Source organism: Pseudomonas putida (assembly GCF_004357765.1).
Classification (GTDB): Bacteria; Pseudomonadota; Gammaproteobacteria; order Pseudomonadales; family Pseudomonadaceae; genus Aquipseudomonas; species Aquipseudomonas putida_U.
In genome coordinates this window covers 43,155-58,406 of record NZ_SMTE01000014.1, presented here as the reverse complement: position 1 = coordinate 58,406, position 15,252 = coordinate 43,155, and the positions used below count along the sequence as shown (strand labels likewise).

Here is a 15,252-nt window from a genome sequence, read left to right as displayed (position 1 = left end):
GTTCAGTCCTTCACGAACAGCTGGCGCGGCACGTTGCACAGGGTCTGGACCCCGGTCTCGGTGATGAGGATGCTTTCGGTGATCTCCAGGCCCCAGTCGTCCATCCACAGCCCCGGCATGAAGTGGAAGGTCATGCCCGGTTGCAGCACGCTGGTGTCGCTCGGGCGCAGGCTCATGGTGCGTTCGCCCCAGTCAGGCGGGTAGCTGATACCGATCGGATAGCCGCAGCGGCTGTCCTTGTGGATGCCGAACTTCTCCAGTACGGCGAAGAACGCCCGGGCGATGTCGCCGGTGGTATTGCCGGGTCGGGCGGCCTCCAGGCCGGCGGCGATGCCTTCGACCACGGCTTTTTCGCCGTCCAGGAAGTGCTGCGGTGGCTTGCCCAAATACACCGTGCGCGACAGTGGGCAGTGATAGCGCTTATAGCAGCCGGCGATCTCGAAGAAGGTGCCGGCGCCGCGGACGAACGGCGAATCGTCCCAGGTCAGGTGCGGCGCGCTGGCGTCGGCGCCGGTGGGCAGCAGTGGCACGATGGCCGGGTAGTCACCACCGTGGCCGTCGGCACCGAGGATACCGCTGCGGTAGATCTCGGCCACCAGCTCGTTCTTGCGCATGCCGGGCTCGATGCGTTCGAGGATGCATCCATGCATCTGCTCGACGATGCGCGCGGCAATGCGCATGTACTCGATTTCCTGGGGCGACTTGATAGCTCGCTGCCAGTTGACCAGGCCTGCGGCATCGGTCAGGCGCGCCTGGGGCAGGTGCTTGCACAGGGCCAGGTAGGCCGCAGCGCTGAAGTAATAGTTGTCCATTTCCACGCCGATGCTCAGGCCACCCCAGCCCTTGGCCAGGATCACTTCCTGGCACAGGTAGTCCATCGGGTGACGCTCGCGCGACTGCACATAGATGTCCGGGTAGCCGACGATGTTGTCGTGGTCCATGAACACCGTGCGCTTGGCCCCGTTGGCATCCTGTCCACGGCCGAACCAGATCGGCTCGCCATCGAGCGCCAGCAACACGCACTGGTGCACGTAGAATGACCAGCCGTCATAGCCGGTCAGCCAGGCCATGTTCGATGGATCGGTTACCAGCAACAGTTCCAGGCCCTGCGCCTGCATGGCGCTGCGGGTCTTGGCCAGGCGCTGGGCGTACTCTTGCCGGCTGAACGGCAGGTTGACCACGGTCTGTGACATACGGATGCCCTTCTTGTGAGTGGGTTGCGAAAGTCTTCAGCTGAGAAACGCCAGGCCTTTGCCGGCGGCGACTGCACGCTCGAAGGCGAGGTTGGCGATGGCGGTGTCCTGGACCCCGGTGCCGGTCAGATCGCAGAGGGTGACCTCGGCGTCGGTCTGGCGGGCGGGGCGAAGGCCGGCGACGATCTGGCCGAGCTCGGAAAACTCGGCATCCGCGCTGACCGCCCCGGCACGCAAGGCGTGGTGCAACTCGCCCAGCACGCGGGTCTGGCTCAGACGGTCGGCGACATAGCGATCGAGCTGGGCCAGGGCCTGGGGGGCGATCTCGTTCTTGTGTTCGGCGTCCGACCCCATGGCGGTGATGTGCAGGCCGGGCTGCAGGTGATGCGGTTGGATCAGAGGCTCGCGGCTGGGTGTGCAGGTGATGGCGATGTCGACCGCCTGCATGGCCTGGTCGACGTCCAGACACGCCTGCACCTGCAGGCACCCGTCGCGACCGAGCTCATCGCACAACGCGGCGGTCTTCTCGGCATCGCGCCCCCAGACCTTGACCTGCTCGATCGGACGCACCAGGCGCAGTGCCTGCAGTTGTAGACGGGCCTGCTCCCCGTTGCCGATCAGCGCCACCCGGCGGCTGTCGGCACGCGACAGCCAACGCGCGGCCACCGCACCTGCGGCGGCGGTTCGCACGGCAGTGAGGTAGCCGTTGTCGAGCAACAAGGCATCGAGCAAGCCGGTGCGTGCCGACAACAGCATCATCATGCCGTTGAGGCTGGGAAGGCCCAGCGAGGGGTTGTCGAAGAAGCCCGGGCTGACCTTGATGGCGAAGCGCGCCAGCCCCGGCAGGTAGGCGGTTTTCACGTCCACTTCGCCGTTGTGCTCGGGCACGTCCAGGCGCAGGATCGGTGGCATCGCGACCGAGGTGGTGGCAAGCGCGGCAAAGGCCTGTTCGATGGCGTCGAGGGCATCGCGGTCAAGGGTGATGCAGCTACGCAGGTCGGCTTCGCTGAGCAAGGTGATGGCCGGCATTCGAATACCTCCAGTTGAAGGAACGTGATGTCTCAGGCGTCGCCGCCGTTGATGACGCGTTGATGCTGAGCGCTGTCGACATTGCGCCCACTGACCACCACCACGACCGGCCCCCGGGGAGCCACCAGGCCGTCGAGCAGCGCGGCGATACCGACCGCGCCGGCGCCTTCGAGCACCAGGCGCTCCTGCTGGTAGGCGTGGCGCATGCCGTTGGCGATCGAGGCCTCGGGGAGCAGGTGCAGGTGGTCGAGCAGGCGCCGGGTCATGGCCAGGGTGTGCTGGTTGTCCAGGCCGATACCGCCGCCGAGCGAGTCGGCCAGGGTCGTCAGTTCTTCCACCTCGACCGGGCAGCCGGCCTGCAGGCTGGCGTGCATCGCCGCGCCGCGCTGCATGCTGATGCCATGGGTGGCGATCGCTGGATTGATGCTCTTCAGGGCCAAGGCCACGCCGGCGAACAGGCCGCCACCAGAGAGTGGGATCAGCACCTGATCGACCTCGGGCAACTGCTCGATGATTTCCAGGCCGAGGGTGCCCTGCCCAGCGATGACATGCCGATGGTCAAAGGGAGGTATCAGCGCTGCGCCGTGGTCTTCGGCAAGCTGTTGCGCGGCGTGCTGGGCATCGTCCTGGGACTGGCCGACGATGCACACCTGCGCACCCAGGTCGCGAATGGCCTGCACCTTGTTGTCTGGCACCAGATGCGAAAGGAACACGGTGGCCTTGACGCCCAGTTGCGCGGCGGCATGTGCCACTGCCCGACCATGGTTACCCGTGGATGCGGTGACCACACCTCGCGAGCGCTGCTGCGGATCGAGCGCGGCGATGGCATTGCTGGCGCCGCGCAGCTTGAAGCTGCCGGTGGTCTGCAAGGCTTCGAGTTTCAGGTAGACCGGCACGCCCAGGCGCCGGCTCAGGCTGGCTGACAACTCCAGCGGGGTATGACGCACCAGGCCTTGGATGCGCTGGCGGGCGACATAGAGATCGTGAAGCGAAAGCGCTGACATGACCGGGACCCAACGAGTGACCTGATGTTGGGCCGAGTGTATGAGGCGAAAATTGTCGCGATGAATGTACTAGGGCAATTTGCCTGAGAATTTGACCGGACCAGGGCGCCGGACGGTGTTCTGGCCGGCGAATCAGAGCTCGTGGATCTGCGGGTACTGGCCGAACAACTCGCGCATGTCACCCAGGGCCTGGCGCAGTTTCGCCTCGGAACATTCGGCGCCCACGCATAGACGCACGGCCCGCGGCCGCGGCGTGCCGCGTACCAGGAACGGCTCCGGCGGGGTCACTGCGATCTGCCGACGACGCAAGGCGCGCACCAGGCTGTCGACTTCCCAGCGCTCGGGTATGTTCAGCCACGCCCCCAGGGCATGCTCGTGCTGACCACGCAGATATTCACCCAGGTACTCACGCAGCAGTGCCTGACGCTCGCTCAGCAACTTGCGCTGCAACTCGACCAGTTGCAGCGCTCGCCCATCATTGATCCAGCGTGAAGCGATCTCCGCCACCAGGGGCGTCGCCATCCAGCTGTTGACCCGCAGAATGCTCTCGGTGCGCAGTGCCAGGCGCTTGGGCATGGCCAGGTAGCCCACGCGCAGTCCGGTCAGCACCGACTTGGTCAGGCTCGTGCAGTAGAACGACAGTTCCGGCGCATACGAACTGAGCGGCCGTGCCTGGCGGCCACCGAGCAACGGCCCGTAGACGTCATCTTCGATGATGTGCACACCAAAACGCCGGGCGATCGCAGCGATTTCCTGGCGCCGGGCGTCGGGCATGAGGCTGACCGTCGGATTGTTGAGATTGGGTGTGCACACCAGCGCGGTCACCCGCTCATTGCTGCAGATGTCTTCGAAATGCTCCGGGTCGATGCCCTCGCGGTCCATCTCCAGGCCCTTGAGGGTGAAACCCAACACCTGCGAATTACCGATCACGCCATGGTCGGTCAGCCCCTCGCACAGCACCACGTCATCGGGCCCGGCCAGGGAAGCCAAGGCCAGGAAGATGGCGTGGGCGGCGCCATTGGTCACCAGCACGTCGTCATGTTCGACCTGCATGCCCAGGCCATCCAGCCAGCGTACCGCCGCCTCGCGATGGCTCTGGAAACCGGCGATCGGCCGGTAGGCATGGATCCACGGCTGCTCCTCTTCCACGGCCAGTTCGGCGCAGGTCTCGCGCCAGATGCGCTCGTGCACCTGGGTATGAAGAATGCGAGTGATGGAGAAATCGACCAGGGTGCGCTCGGGCAGGTCGATGATGTCATCCGACACACGGTCGCTCATGCGTCGACTGACGAAACTGCCTCGACCGATCTCGCAGCGCACCAAGCCCTGGCGTTCCAGTTCCTTGTAGGCATTGGTCACGGTCTGCACGCTGATCCCCAGGGCATCGGCGACCTGGCGCTGCGGTGGCAGGCGTTGATCGTGCACCAGCACGCCACGCTCGATCTCGCCGGTGACGGCCTGGACCAGAATCTTGTACTTGGACTCGCCGATGCGGGCGGCGTCCAGGGCTGCCTTCCAACTGTGCATCATGATGTTCGCTTCACTTGCCGGGGCCAGGGACACAGCATCACCTGTAGAACGGGCCCGGGCAATTGTCCTAGTGCAATGCCATCGCGGTTGCAGCTTTTGTATGCTCGGCCCAAGGTCGACACCCACGCTGCCTGGCAGCCTCGAACAAACGACCGGCCCTGCTTTCGCTGTTTTGCTCCACTGCCTCCTAACACAGAGCCGTCGTCGACGGTTTTTATAACAAACAGGAGATTCATTGATGAGCCAGCCTTCCAACCGTCCGTTCCACCGCCTGCTGGTGGCCTGTGCCACCCTCGGCCTGCTCGCCAGCGCACAGGCCGCCAGCCTGCAGGAGATCAAGGAAAACAGCCGCCTGCGCATCGGCTACGCCAATGAAACGCCGTTCGCCTACACCGAGACCGATGGCCGGGTCACCGGCGAGTCGCCGGAAATCGCCCGGATCATCTTCGAGAAGATGGGCATCAAGCAGGTCGATGGTGTCCTCACCGAGTGGGGGTCGTTGATCCCTGGGCTGCGCGCGGGACGCTTCGATGTGATTGCCGCTGGCATGTACATCACCCCGGCCCGCTGCAAGCAGGTGATCTTCACCGACCCGCAATACGCCTTGCCCGACACCCTGCTGGTAGCCCGAGGCAACCCGAAGAACCTGCACAGCTATGCCGATATCGCCAAGAATTCCGACGCAAAGCTGGCGATCATGGCGGGCACGGTCAACCTTGCCTATGCCCGCGATTCGGGCGTCAGCGATGCGCAGATACTCCAGGTTCCCGACACCACCGCGCAATTGCAGGCCGTGCGCGCCGGTCGCGCCGATGCCGCCGTGGGCACCCAGCTGACCATGAAGGGCCTGGCCAAGAAAGGCGGCGACAAGGTCGAGGCGATCAGCGACTTCAGCGACGATCCGGCCCACACCGGCTACGGCGCCTTGGCCTTCCGCCCCGAAGACAAGGATTTGCGCGATGCGGTCAACGCCGAACTGAAGAAGTGGCTGGGCAGCGAGGAGCATCTCAAGGCCGTCGCACCGTTCGGCTTCGACCGCTCCAACGTGACCGACAAGACCGCCGCCGAGCTCTGTGCCCAGCCGTGAGTCGAGGTGGCATGGTGCTTGCCGTGCCATTCCCTGTGTCATCCGATTAGTCAGGTCGAATCATGGGTGAATTGATACCGTTGTTACTGCAAGGGGTCTGGATCACGGTCCAGGTCACCGTCTTCGGCTCGTTGCTGGCCATCGTCGCGGCGATCCTCGCCGCACTGGGCCGGCGCTCTTCCTGGCGGCCTTTGAGCTGGTTCTGCGTGGCCTACATCGAGGTGTTCCGTGGCACCTCGTTGCTGGTGCAGTTGTTCTGGCTGTTCTTCGTGCTGCCGTTGCCACCGTTCAACCTCGAACTGAGCGCCTATACCGTGGCCATCGTCGGCCTCGGGCTGCATATCGGTGCCTATGGTGCCGAGGTGATGCGCGGGGCGATCAGCTCGGTGGCCAAGGGGCAATACGAAGCCTGCACCGCACTGAACATGCCCGCCGCCACACGCTTTCGCCGGGTGATCCTGCCCCAGGCCTTGCTGGCAGCCATCGCCCCAGGCACCAACCTGCTGATCGAGTTGCTGAAAAACACGTCGCTGGTGTCGTTGATCACCCTGTCGGACCTGAGCTTTCGTGCCCGCCAGCTCGACCAGGCGACCTTCCAGACTCTGGAGATCTTCAGCCTGACCCTGTTGCTGTACTTCTTCCTGGCACAGGTCATCAACTTCCTCATGCGCCGGGTCGAACGACGCCTGAGCCGTGGTCGCCTGCGGGGGAGCCTGTCATGAACCTCTGGGACTGGAATTACGTCGCACAGATCCTGCCGGGCTTGTTGCAGGCGTCGCTGAAAACCCTCGGCATCACCCTGGTAGGCTTCCTGATCGCCGTGGTGCTGGGCCTGTTCCTGGCCATCGCCCGGCGCAGCCGCCATGCCTGGCTGTCGTGGCCGGTGGCATTGCTGATCGAATTCATCCGCAGTACGCCGCTGCTCATCCAGGTGTATTTCCTGTACTACGTGCTGCCCAACTACGGGGTCAGCATGACCGCCCTGCAGGCGGGCATCATCGGTATCGGCGTGCACTACGCCTGCTACCTGGCCGAGGTGTACCGCGGCGGCCTCGATTCGGTGGCACGCAGCCAATGGGAAGCGGTGGTGGCGCTGAACTTCGCGCCCTGGACCGCCTACCGGACGATCATCCTGCCCCAGGCGATCCGACCGATCCTGCCGCCGCTGGGCAACTACCTGATCGCCATGCTCAAGGACACTCCGGTGCTGTCGGCCATCACCGTGGTGGAAATCATGCAGCAGGCCAAGAACATCGGTTCCGAGAGCTTCCGCTACCTGGAGCCGATCACCCTGGTCGGCCTGTTCTTCCTGGCCTTGAGCATCGCTCTGGCCTATCTCGTTCGGCGCCTCGAAGTGCGCCTGGAGCTCCGCTGATGATCGCGCCTGTGACCCCACTCGCCACTGCCACCCCCTTGCCCCGGGATACCAGCATGCCCACAGCGGCCATTGCCCAACCCCTCGTCAGTTTCAAGGACGTGACCAAACGCTACGGCAGCTTTACCGTGCTCGATGGCCTGAACCTGAATGTCGCCCCCGGCGAAAAGGTGGCGATCATCGGCCCCAGCGGCTCGGGCAAGTCGACCTTGCTGCGGGTGCTGATGACCCTCGAAGGCATCGATCAGGGCGTAATCGACGTCGACGGCGAATCGCTGACCCATATGCCGGGGCGCAACGGCGCACTGGTCGCGGCCAACGAACGCCATGTGCGCAGGGTGCGGGCGAAGATCGGCATGGTGTTCCAGAGCTTCAACCTGTTCCCTCACATGAGCGCCTTGCAGAACGTCATCGAGGCCCCGGTGCAGGTACTGGGCGTCAAGCCAGCCGAAGCACGCGAGCGCGCTGCCGAGCTGTTGGAGATGGTCGGCCTGGGTAACAAGTTCGAACACTACCCATCGCAACTGTCCGGCGGCCAGCAACAGCGCGTGGCGATTGCCAGGGCACTGGCGATGCGGCCCAAGGTGATGCTGTTCGATGAGGTGACCTCGGCACTGGACCCGGAGCTGTGCGGCGAGGTGCTCAACGTGATTCGCCGCTTGGGCAGCGAACACAACCTGACCATGCTGATGGTCACGCACCAGATGGGGTTTGCCCGCGAGTTCGCTGACCGGGTGTGCTTCTTCTACAAGGGGCAGATCCATGAACAAGGCACCCCGGCGCAGATTTTCGAGAATCCGCAGCAGGAACGTACCCGGACATTCCTCAGCGCGGTGCGCGATGCGAACTGATTGAAGCTCCCAGGGGTGGCCTGGCCGCCCCTCGGCGCCTGTGAGCACACGCCATGCCGGCAGCCCGGAGGGCAATCACTTCACGAATTCCTGAACTAATTATTTCCTCCCACCGATTTTTCCCTTCGCCCTCCCCCACCAGAATCGCCTCAACACAATCACAATAAACGTGAGGCCACTCCCGTGGACCAGACCCTTCAGGTACGACAAGCCGCCGACGCCCTCGTCGACGCCTTCGCCAGCAACGACACCGCTCGCTACTTCGCCTGCTTCAGCGAAGACGCCACGTTCCTCTTCCACACCCTGCCGCAGCCGCTGCTGTCGCGCCGTGCCTATGAAGACCTCTGGGCCCAATGGCAGGCCGAAGGCTTCGCCGTGCTCGGCTGCCAGTCGAGCAATGCGCAGGTCAGCCTGCAGGGCGATGTCGCGGTCTTCATGCACGATGTGGCCACGCACATTCGCAGCGCTGGCGAGGAACATCGGCTGGCCGAGCGTGAGACCATTGTTTTCCGTCGCCACGGCGAACGCTGGTTGGCGTGTCATGAGCACCTGTCGGTCGTGACCCCGGCCTGATTCGATTTCCTGCGGCCTTGCCGCCCTGCCATCGCACCACAAAAACGACCCGTGCAACGCACCGCGTCTACAACAACCGCGCTGGAGCATCACCATGAGCCACTCGACCGGTATCGAGACCAACGGCGTCGAACAGATCCCTGACGATCAACGCGACGCCTCCCCGCTGGACCTGTTCCGCCTGATCTTCGGCGGCGCCAACACTTTCGCCACCGCCGTACTGGGCAGCTTCCCGGTGCTGTTCGGCCTGTCGTTCCAGGCGGGTGCCTGGGCAATTCTGCTCGGCGTTGGGGTGGGCGCACTGATCCTTGCCCCCATGGGCCTGTTCGGCGCTCTCAACGGGACCAACAATGCGGTGTCCTCGGGCGCGCACTTTGGCGTGCACGGGCGTATCGTCGGCTCATTCCTGTCGCTGCTGACCGCCGTGGCATTCTTCTCGCTGTCGGTGTGGAGTTCGGGCGATGCCCTGGTCGGCGGCGCCAAGCGCCTGGTCGGCCTGCCGGAAACCGATCTGACCCTGGGCCTGGCCTATGGTCTGTTCGCGGTGCTGGTACTGGTAGTGTGCATCTTCGGCTTCCGCTTCATGCTGTGGGTGAACAAGATCGCCGTGTGGGCCTCGAGCCTGCTGTTCCTGCTCGGCATCTTCGCCTTTGCCGGGCCGTTCGATGCCGGTTACGCCGGCAGCGTCAGCCTCGGCCAGGCCGGCTTCTGGGCTGCGTTCGTCGGTGCGGCGATCCTGGCGATGAGCAATCCGGTGTCGTTCGGCGCGTTCCTTGGCGACTGGTCGCGCTATATCCCACGGCAAACGCCGAAGGCGCGCATCATGCTGGCGGTGATCGCCGCCCAGGTCGCGACGCTGATCCCGTTCCTGTTCGGCCTGTGCACCGCCACCCTGGTGGCCAGCCAGGCACCGGACTACATCGCTGCCAACAACTACGTCGGCGGCCTGTTGGCGGTATCGCCGAGCTGGTTCTTCCTGCCGGTGTGCCTGATCGCGGTGATCGGCGGCATGTCCACCGGCACCACCGCGCTGTATGGCACGGGGCTGGACATGTCCAGCGTGTTCCCGCGCCTGCTCAGCCGCGCCGGCGCCACCCTGCTGATTGGCGTGCTGGCCATCGCCTTCATCTTCATCGGCCGCTTCACCTTCAACCTGGTGCAGAGCGTGTCGACCTTCGCCGTGTTGATCATCACCTGCACCAGCCCGTGGATGGTGATCATGATCCTGGGCCTGATCACCCGTCGCGGCTTCTACCATGCCGACGACCTGCAGGTGTTCACCCGCGGCCAGCGCGGCGGCCACTACTGGTTCCTGCACGGCTGGAACTGGCGCGGCATGGGCGCCTGGATCCCCAGCGCGGTGATCGGCCTGTGCTTCGTCAACCTGCCGGGGCAGTTCGTCGGCCCGTTGGGGGATCTGGCCGGTGGCATCGACCTGAGCCTGCCGGTGACACTTGGCGTAGCTGGCCTGCTGTACCTGCTACTGCTCAACCTGTTCCCCGAACCTGCTGGCGTGTACGGCCCCAACGGCCCGCGCTGGGTGCGTTGCAAAAGCACCGCGCACGCGCCCGTAACCTTTGCCGACCCGGCCTGACTGGATATTCACATGACCACTTCCCACTACATCGCCGGCCATTGGGTCGAAGGCCAGGGCAGCGACTGCATCAGCGTCAACGATCCCTCCCTTGGGTTGCCGTTCGCCGAACTGATGGCCGCCAGCGTGGCCCAGGTCGACCAGGCGGTGGCTGCCGCGCGCCAGGCCCTACCGGCCTGGAAGCAGGTCGAGCCCTCGGCGCGGGCCACCTACTTGCGGGGGTTCGCAGAGCAGCTTGGGCAACGTCGCGAAGCCCTCATCGAGCTGCAGATGCGTAACAACGGCAAGCCTCGGCACGAAGCGGAAATCGACCTGGAGGATGCGCTGGCGACCTTCAGCTACTACGCCGACCTGGCCGAGCAGTTGCCCTTGCAGAACCGCGACGTGCCCCTGGCGGCTCCCGGTTTCAGCGCCCGCACCCGGCTCGAACCGGTCGGCGTGGTAGGGCTGATCGTGCCATGGAACTTCCCCCTGGTGACCAGCGCCTGGAAGATTGCCCCGGCCCTGGCGGCCGGTTGCACCGTAGTGCTCAAGCCTTCGGAGATCACTCCGCTGGTCGAACTGGCTTACGGCCAGATCGCCGAGGCGATCGGGCTGCCCGTCGGGGTGCTGAACATCGTCAACGGCAAGGCCGAGGTCGGAGCTGCGCTGAGCAATCACGCGGGCCTGGACAAGCTCTCGTTCACCGGTAGCAACAGTGTCGGAAGCCAGGTGATGCGCAGTAGCGCGGCCCACTGCCGGCCAGTGACCCTGGAGTTGGGCGGCAAGTCGGCGATCGTGGTGTTCGACGACTGCGATGTCGAACAGGCAGTGGAGTGGATCGTCGCCGGGATCACCTGGAACGCCGGGCAGATGTGCTCGGCGACTTCACGCCTGCTGGTGCAGGACGGCATCGCCGATGCCCTGCTGCCGCGCTTGCAACAGGCGCTGCAAGGGCTGCGCGTGGGCAACCCGCTGAGCGAGGAGGTCGACATGGGGCCGCTGACCAGCCAGGCGCAGTGGCTCAAGGTCGCCGGCTACTTCGCTACTGCACGCGAGGAAGGCCTGCGTTGCCTGGCCGGCGGCAAGACGCTGGAGCGCGACGGCTGGTTCGTCAGCCCCACGCTGTATACAGACGTCCCCAACGACAGTCGCCTGTGGACCGAGGAAATCTTCGGCCCGGTGCTCTGCGCCCGCCGCTTCGCCAGCGAGGCGCAGGCCATCGCCGAGGCCAACGACAGCCGCTTCGGGCTGGTCGCCACCGTTTGCTCGGCCGACCTGATGCGTGCCGAGCGGGTGGCCGATGCGCTGGAGGTCGGGCATGTGTGGATCAACTCGATCCAGGCGGTGTTCGTCGAAACGTCGTGGGGTGGCACCAAGGGCAGCGGCATTGGCCGCGAGCTTGGGCCCTGGGGCTTGGCGGCGTATCAGTCGGTCAAGCATGTGACGCGGTGCTTGGGGTGATCCAGGGAGCTGGCCAAGGCTCCTCGCTCCACGCCCACCACTCCCCCTAAACCGACTCTTGCGCCGAGCGCCCCCCTTCCTGCACCAACACCATGCTCTGTGGCGAAGACAAGGCAATCCCCTCGTCCCGCAGCCGCCCGAGGATGGTGAACAGCAAATCACTGCGGGTCCCCGACACCTGCCGGGGTCCCGCCACGTAACCACTGACGCTGATTACCATGCCGCTGGTTGTCAGGTCCTTGAACGACACCGAGCAGGCAGGCGCATCGAGAATGCTCTCATGCGCCTGGAACGCCGACAGCAGCAACTCGCGCACGCGGTTGGCATCAGTCTCCAAGGGCAAGGTCAAGGTAATGCCGACCACCCCCAGGGCATTGCCCATGGTCACGTTACGCACGTTCTGGGAGATGAACTGGGAGTTGGGCACGATCACCGTCGAACGGTCGGACATCTGGATTTCGGTAGCGCGCACGTTGATCCGCCGGATATCACCCTCCACCCCGGCCAGGCTCACCCAGTCGCCCACCTTGACCGGCCGCTCGGTGAGCAGGATCAGGCCAGAAATGAAGTTCTGCACGATTTGCTGCAAGCCAAAACCGATACCTACCGACAGCGCACTGACCACCCAGGTCAAGCTGGTCAGATTGATGTGCAGGGTCGTCATCACCAGCATGGCCAGGAAGATGAAGCCCAGGTAACCGACCAAGGTCACCAGCGAGGCACGCATGCCGGCGTCCATGTCGGTTTCCGGCAACAGCCGTTCACTGAGCCAGCGCTTGATCACGCGCAGGCCGAAAAGGCCGCCGAAGAACAGCACCAACGCCATCAGGATATCCTGGGGCACGATGTTCAGGTTACCCAGTATCTTGCCGCCGGTGCCGTCCCAATCGCCCAGGCTGGCCATCAGTTCGGCGGGGCTGGTGCCTGAAGGCATCAGCACCAGCAGCAGGGCGAGGAACAGCAAGGTGGTGCGGCCGATACCGGCCAGGATGGTACTGGCCTGGGCCTGGTGCCGAGGCGCCAGGCCGAGCGACGCGGCCAGGGCCAGGCCGCCCGGTTGCCGCGGCGACAGCAGCGTCTCGCAGAGATCGCCGAGGAAGGTGGTCAGCAGGTAGGCGCAGGTGGTGACCAGGCTGACCCACAGCAACTTGGCGGTCAGGTAGTAGGCCAGGGTCAGGTAGCCTGCCAGCAGTGACAACAGAATCGCCGCCAGCCACACCACCATTACGAAGGGAATCAGCCCGGCGATGCCGCTCGGGCGCTCCAGATCATGCTCGCGCAGGGTGCGGCGATAGCGCATCAGGGCGGTGGAGAAGATCACTGCCACGACCAGCGCGGTCAGTCCATTGACCGCGACCGTGAGCGCCAGACTGGCGCCGATCACGCTGTTGATGCGCTCCAAGGTCACCATGACCATCAACGCCAGGGCCAGCAACTTGGGGAACCATCCCAGTGCACTGGCCACTTCATCGTGAATCGGCGGCAGACGCCAGGACGGTCTCTGCAGCATCAGCATGGCGCGCCCCAGCCCGGTGATGAATGCGCTGAACACCACCAGGGTCAGCACATGGTTGGTCACGCTGGCGATATCCGCGCCCAGCTCGGCACTGCTCTCCAAGCCCCAACGCACCAACGATACCGAACCGGCGATGGTCCCCAGCGTCGCCAGGCTCACACCGACGGCCAGGGCACCACGGCGCAAGCGCCCTTCCGGCAACCAGCGCACCATGGCGTGGGCCAGGCCGCGTTCGATCAGGCCGCGTAGCACGGTCCACACCAGGATCGCAGCGACCAGGCTGCCGATGAACAGCCAGCGATGGACGGCATCGAACGCACTGGCGATGGCATCGGTGGCCTCGCCTTGCAGGTCGCGCAGGCGCGCCACGTCATCCTGGGTGGGGCGGATGATGCTGCGCCAGAAGCTCGGGCTCAGCGGCGAAGCGGCGCGACTGGTGATCTGCGAGTTGAACTGACTGCGCCGCAGGTTGACGATCTGGGTCGACAGGTCGCGTGCCGACTGGGTCAGCTTGGTCGCCTGCTCCTGCTGAGCCACCAGCGCCTTCTTCTCGGCGGCGAGCTGTTTGCGTTGCTGGGTCAGGGCAGCGGCCTCGTCCGGCTGCACCGGGCCCAGCACATTGAGCTTGTCATCCAGCTTGCTGACGTCGGCAGTGCGCTCGGCGCTGAGCGCATCGGCCTGGCGCTGGACCTGGATAGTGGCCAGGCGCAACTGTGCCAGCACATCGTCGTTGGCGTCGCTGGTGACCCCTTGTCGGATCACGTCGAGCCGATCGCTGAGCTGCTCGAGGCTGGCATTTTCATCGAGCGCAGGCATCTCACCCACGCTCAGGTTCGACAGCGGTGTGGCTGGTGCCGCCCAGGCGGGGCTGGCCAGCGCCAGCATCAGGGCCAACACACCCAGGTAGAAACGAGCAAGGCTGACACGCCCCATCGAATGTTCCTCTTTACATTCCGATCTGGCGGCAGATTCTACGCGGCTTCAGGCAATCAGGAGAGTGCCGCTTCTCGATCCAGCAGCTGCCGCTTGCGTTCCACGCCCCAGCGGTAACCACTGATGTCGCCGTCGCGGCGTACCACCCGATGGCAAGGAATGGCTACGGCGATGCGATTGGCCGCGCAAGCCATGGCCACCGCGCGCACGGCCCGCGGCGCGCCAATGCGCTCGGCCATGTCGCTGTAGCTGACTTGACTGCCCACCGGCACTTCACGCAGGGCCTGCCAGACGCGCTCCTGGAACGCCGTGCCCTGCACATCCAGGGGCAGGTCGAGGCCGAGCGCCGGGGCTTCGACGAAACCTACGACTTCGGCGACCAGACGTTCGTAGGTGGCATCGGCACCGATCAGCTCAGCCTTGGGAAATTGGTCCTGCAGCGCTTCGAGCAGGGCTTGAGGATCGTCACCGAGCGAGATCGCGCAGATGCCCTTGGCGCTTTGCGCCACCAGGATAGCGCCCAACGTGCACTGCCCGACAGCGAAATGGATGGCGGCGCCGTCACCGCCAGCCCGGTAAATCCGCGGCTGCATGCCCAGGCGTTGGTCGGCACTGGCGTAGAAACGGCTGTTGGAATTGTAACCTGCGTCGTAGATCGCGTCGGTGACCGAGCCCTGCCCTTCGCCCAGCCGCTCGCGCAGCCGCCGGGCGCGGAAGGCCATGGCGTAGGCCTTGGGAGTGAGGCCGGTTTCGGCCTTGAACAGACGATGCAGATGAAACGGGCTTACCGCCAGACGTGCGCCGAGCTGGTCGAGACTGAGGGGGCTGTGGTGCTCTTCGAGCAGGCGGCAGGCCTGGGTGATCAGCGCGCTGCGGCGGTTATCGGCCGGCTTGCCCTGGCAGCGGCGGCAGGCGCGGTAGCCTGCGGATTCGGCGCTGGTCGGGGTGTCGAAGAACTCGACGTTCTCGCGCTTGGCCATGCGTGATCTGCAACCTGGATGGCAGTAGATGCCGGTGGTGCGCACGGCATAGACGAAGTGGCCGACGGCGCCGGCGTCGCGCGACTCCACGGCTTGCCAGCGTTGGGTCTCGGTGGTGTAGGGCGTCATCTGGGAAGTTCTCAT

Annotated in this window: 13 protein-coding genes; 7 read left to right on the top strand and 6 right to left on the bottom strand. The window is 65.1% G+C overall.

The genetic code is table 11. The features are described 5' to 3' along the window. Positions 1 to 2: 2 nt before the first annotated feature. From doeA to E2H86_RS20730, 4 genes are all read right to left on the bottom strand, one after another. Positions 3 to 1,193, bottom strand: coding sequence for an ectoine hydrolase DoeA (doeA, locus tag E2H86_RS20745; protein WP_133331230.1), 1,191 nt, complete (start codon positions 1,191 to 1,193; stop codon positions 3 to 5). Positions 1,194 to 1,229: 36 nt separating this feature from the next. Continuing rightward, a complete protein-coding gene (gene eutC / locus E2H86_RS20740) occupies positions 1,230 to 2,222 on the bottom strand; it encodes an ectoine utilization protein EutC (protein ID WP_133331228.1) in 993 nt (330 codons plus the stop codon). Positions 2,223 to 2,254: 32 nt separating this feature from the next. Beyond that, on the bottom strand, positions 2,255 to 3,226 hold the full coding sequence (gene eutB / locus E2H86_RS20735; protein WP_133331225.1) for a hydroxyectoine utilization dehydratase EutB: 972 nt from the start codon (positions 3,224 to 3,226) through the stop codon (positions 2,255 to 2,257). Positions 3,227 to 3,358: 132 nt separating this feature from the next. Next, complete coding sequence (locus E2H86_RS20730) at positions 3,359 to 4,753, bottom strand: MocR-like ectoine utilization transcription factor EhuR (protein WP_133331372.1); 1,395 nt, start codon at positions 4,751 to 4,753, stop codon at positions 3,359 to 3,361. Between the two features lie 241 nt (positions 4,754 to 4,994). On the opposite strand from E2H86_RS20730, the gene ehuB reads away from it, so the two are divergent. From ehuB to E2H86_RS20695, 7 genes are all read left to right on the top strand, one after another. Next, a complete protein-coding gene (gene ehuB / locus E2H86_RS20725; RefSeq protein WP_133331223.1) occupies positions 4,995 to 5,843 on the top strand; it encodes an ectoine/hydroxyectoine ABC transporter substrate-binding protein EhuB in 849 nt (282 codons plus the stop codon). Between the two features lie 62 nt (positions 5,844 to 5,905). Beyond that, the gene (ehuC, locus tag E2H86_RS20720) at positions 5,906 to 6,565 is read left to right on the top strand and encodes an ectoine/hydroxyectoine ABC transporter permease subunit EhuC (protein ID WP_133331221.1); all 660 of its coding nucleotides are present in this window, start codon (positions 5,906 to 5,908) and stop codon (positions 6,563 to 6,565) included. Then, positions 6,562 to 7,218, top strand: a complete 657-nt coding sequence (gene ehuD, locus E2H86_RS20715) for an ectoine/hydroxyectoine ABC transporter permease subunit EhuD (RefSeq protein ID WP_133331219.1) — start codon at positions 6,562 to 6,564, stop codon at positions 7,216 to 7,218. Before ehuC ends, ehuD begins: the two co-directional genes overlap by 4 nt. A 56-nt stretch (positions 7,219 to 7,274) precedes the next feature. Further along, positions 7,275 to 8,069 carry an ectoine/hydroxyectoine ABC transporter ATP-binding protein EhuA gene (gene ehuA / locus E2H86_RS20710; RefSeq protein ID WP_165976111.1) on the top strand — a complete coding sequence of 265 codons (795 nt, stop codon included), beginning with the start codon at positions 7,275 to 7,277 and terminating at the stop codon, positions 8,067 to 8,069. A gap of 183 nt (positions 8,070 to 8,252) precedes the next feature. After that, complete coding sequence (locus E2H86_RS20705) at positions 8,253 to 8,642, top strand: YybH family protein (protein WP_133331215.1); 390 nt, start codon at positions 8,253 to 8,255, stop codon at positions 8,640 to 8,642. 94 nt (positions 8,643 to 8,736) lie between these two features. Then, entirely contained in the window at positions 8,737 to 10,236 is a 1,500-nt protein-coding gene (locus E2H86_RS20700; protein WP_133331213.1) for a purine-cytosine permease family protein, read from the top strand. Between the two features lie 12 nt (positions 10,237 to 10,248). Then, positions 10,249 to 11,679 (top strand): aldehyde dehydrogenase family protein, encoded by a 1,431-nt coding sequence (locus E2H86_RS20695; RefSeq protein WP_133331211.1) that lies wholly within the window; start codon positions 10,249 to 10,251, stop codon positions 11,677 to 11,679. Positions 11,680 to 11,725: 46 nt separating this feature from the next. On the opposite strand, the gene E2H86_RS20690 is transcribed toward E2H86_RS20695, so the two are convergent. Both E2H86_RS20690 and ada read right to left on the bottom strand, forming a co-directional pair. Continuing rightward, positions 11,726 to 14,128: a DUF3772 domain-containing protein gene (locus E2H86_RS20690; protein WP_133331209.1), complete on the bottom strand. Its 2,403-nt coding sequence runs from the start codon at positions 14,126 to 14,128 to the stop codon at positions 11,726 to 11,728. Positions 14,129 to 14,184: 56 nt separating this feature from the next. After that, the gene (gene ada, locus E2H86_RS20685) at positions 14,185 to 15,237 is read right to left on the bottom strand and encodes a bifunctional DNA-binding transcriptional regulator/O6-methylguanine-DNA methyltransferase Ada (RefSeq protein ID WP_133331370.1); all 1,053 of its coding nucleotides are present in this window, start codon (positions 15,235 to 15,237) and stop codon (positions 14,185 to 14,187) included. Between the last annotated feature and the right edge of the window lie 15 nt (positions 15,238 to 15,252).

Coding starts and splice junctions, on each gene's coding strand:
- E2H86_RS20690 (WP_133331209.1), bottom strand. CDS start 14,128: ATGGGGCGTGTCAGCCTTGCTCGTTTCTACCTGGGTGTGTTGGCCCTG.
- ehuA (WP_165976111.1), top strand. CDS start 7,275: ATGCCCACAGCGGCCATTGCCCAACCCCTCGTCAGTTTCAAGGACGTG.
- E2H86_RS20695 (WP_133331211.1), top strand. CDS start 10,249: ATGACCACTTCCCACTACATCGCCGGCCATTGGGTCGAAGGCCAGGGC.
- ehuC (WP_133331221.1), top strand. CDS start 5,906: ATGGGTGAATTGATACCGTTGTTACTGCAAGGGGTCTGGATCACGGTC.
- eutB (WP_133331225.1), bottom strand. CDS start 3,226: ATGTCAGCGCTTTCGCTTCACGATCTCTATGTCGCCCGCCAGCGCATC.
- ehuB (WP_133331223.1), top strand. CDS start 4,995: ATGAGCCAGCCTTCCAACCGTCCGTTCCACCGCCTGCTGGTGGCCTGT.
- ada (WP_133331370.1), bottom strand. CDS start 15,237: ATGACGCCCTACACCACCGAGACCCAACGCTGGCAAGCCGTGGAGTCG.
- ehuD (WP_133331219.1), top strand. CDS start 6,562: ATGAACCTCTGGGACTGGAATTACGTCGCACAGATCCTGCCGGGCTTG.
- eutC (WP_133331228.1), bottom strand. CDS start 2,222: ATGCCGGCCATCACCTTGCTCAGCGAAGCCGACCTGCGTAGCTGCATC.
- doeA (WP_133331230.1), bottom strand. CDS start 1,193: ATGTCACAGACCGTGGTCAACCTGCCGTTCAGCCGGCAAGAGTACGCC.
- E2H86_RS20700 (WP_133331213.1), top strand. CDS start 8,737: ATGAGCCACTCGACCGGTATCGAGACCAACGGCGTCGAACAGATCCCT.
- E2H86_RS20730 (WP_133331372.1), bottom strand. CDS start 4,753: ATGCACAGTTGGAAGGCAGCCCTGGACGCCGCCCGCATCGGCGAGTCC.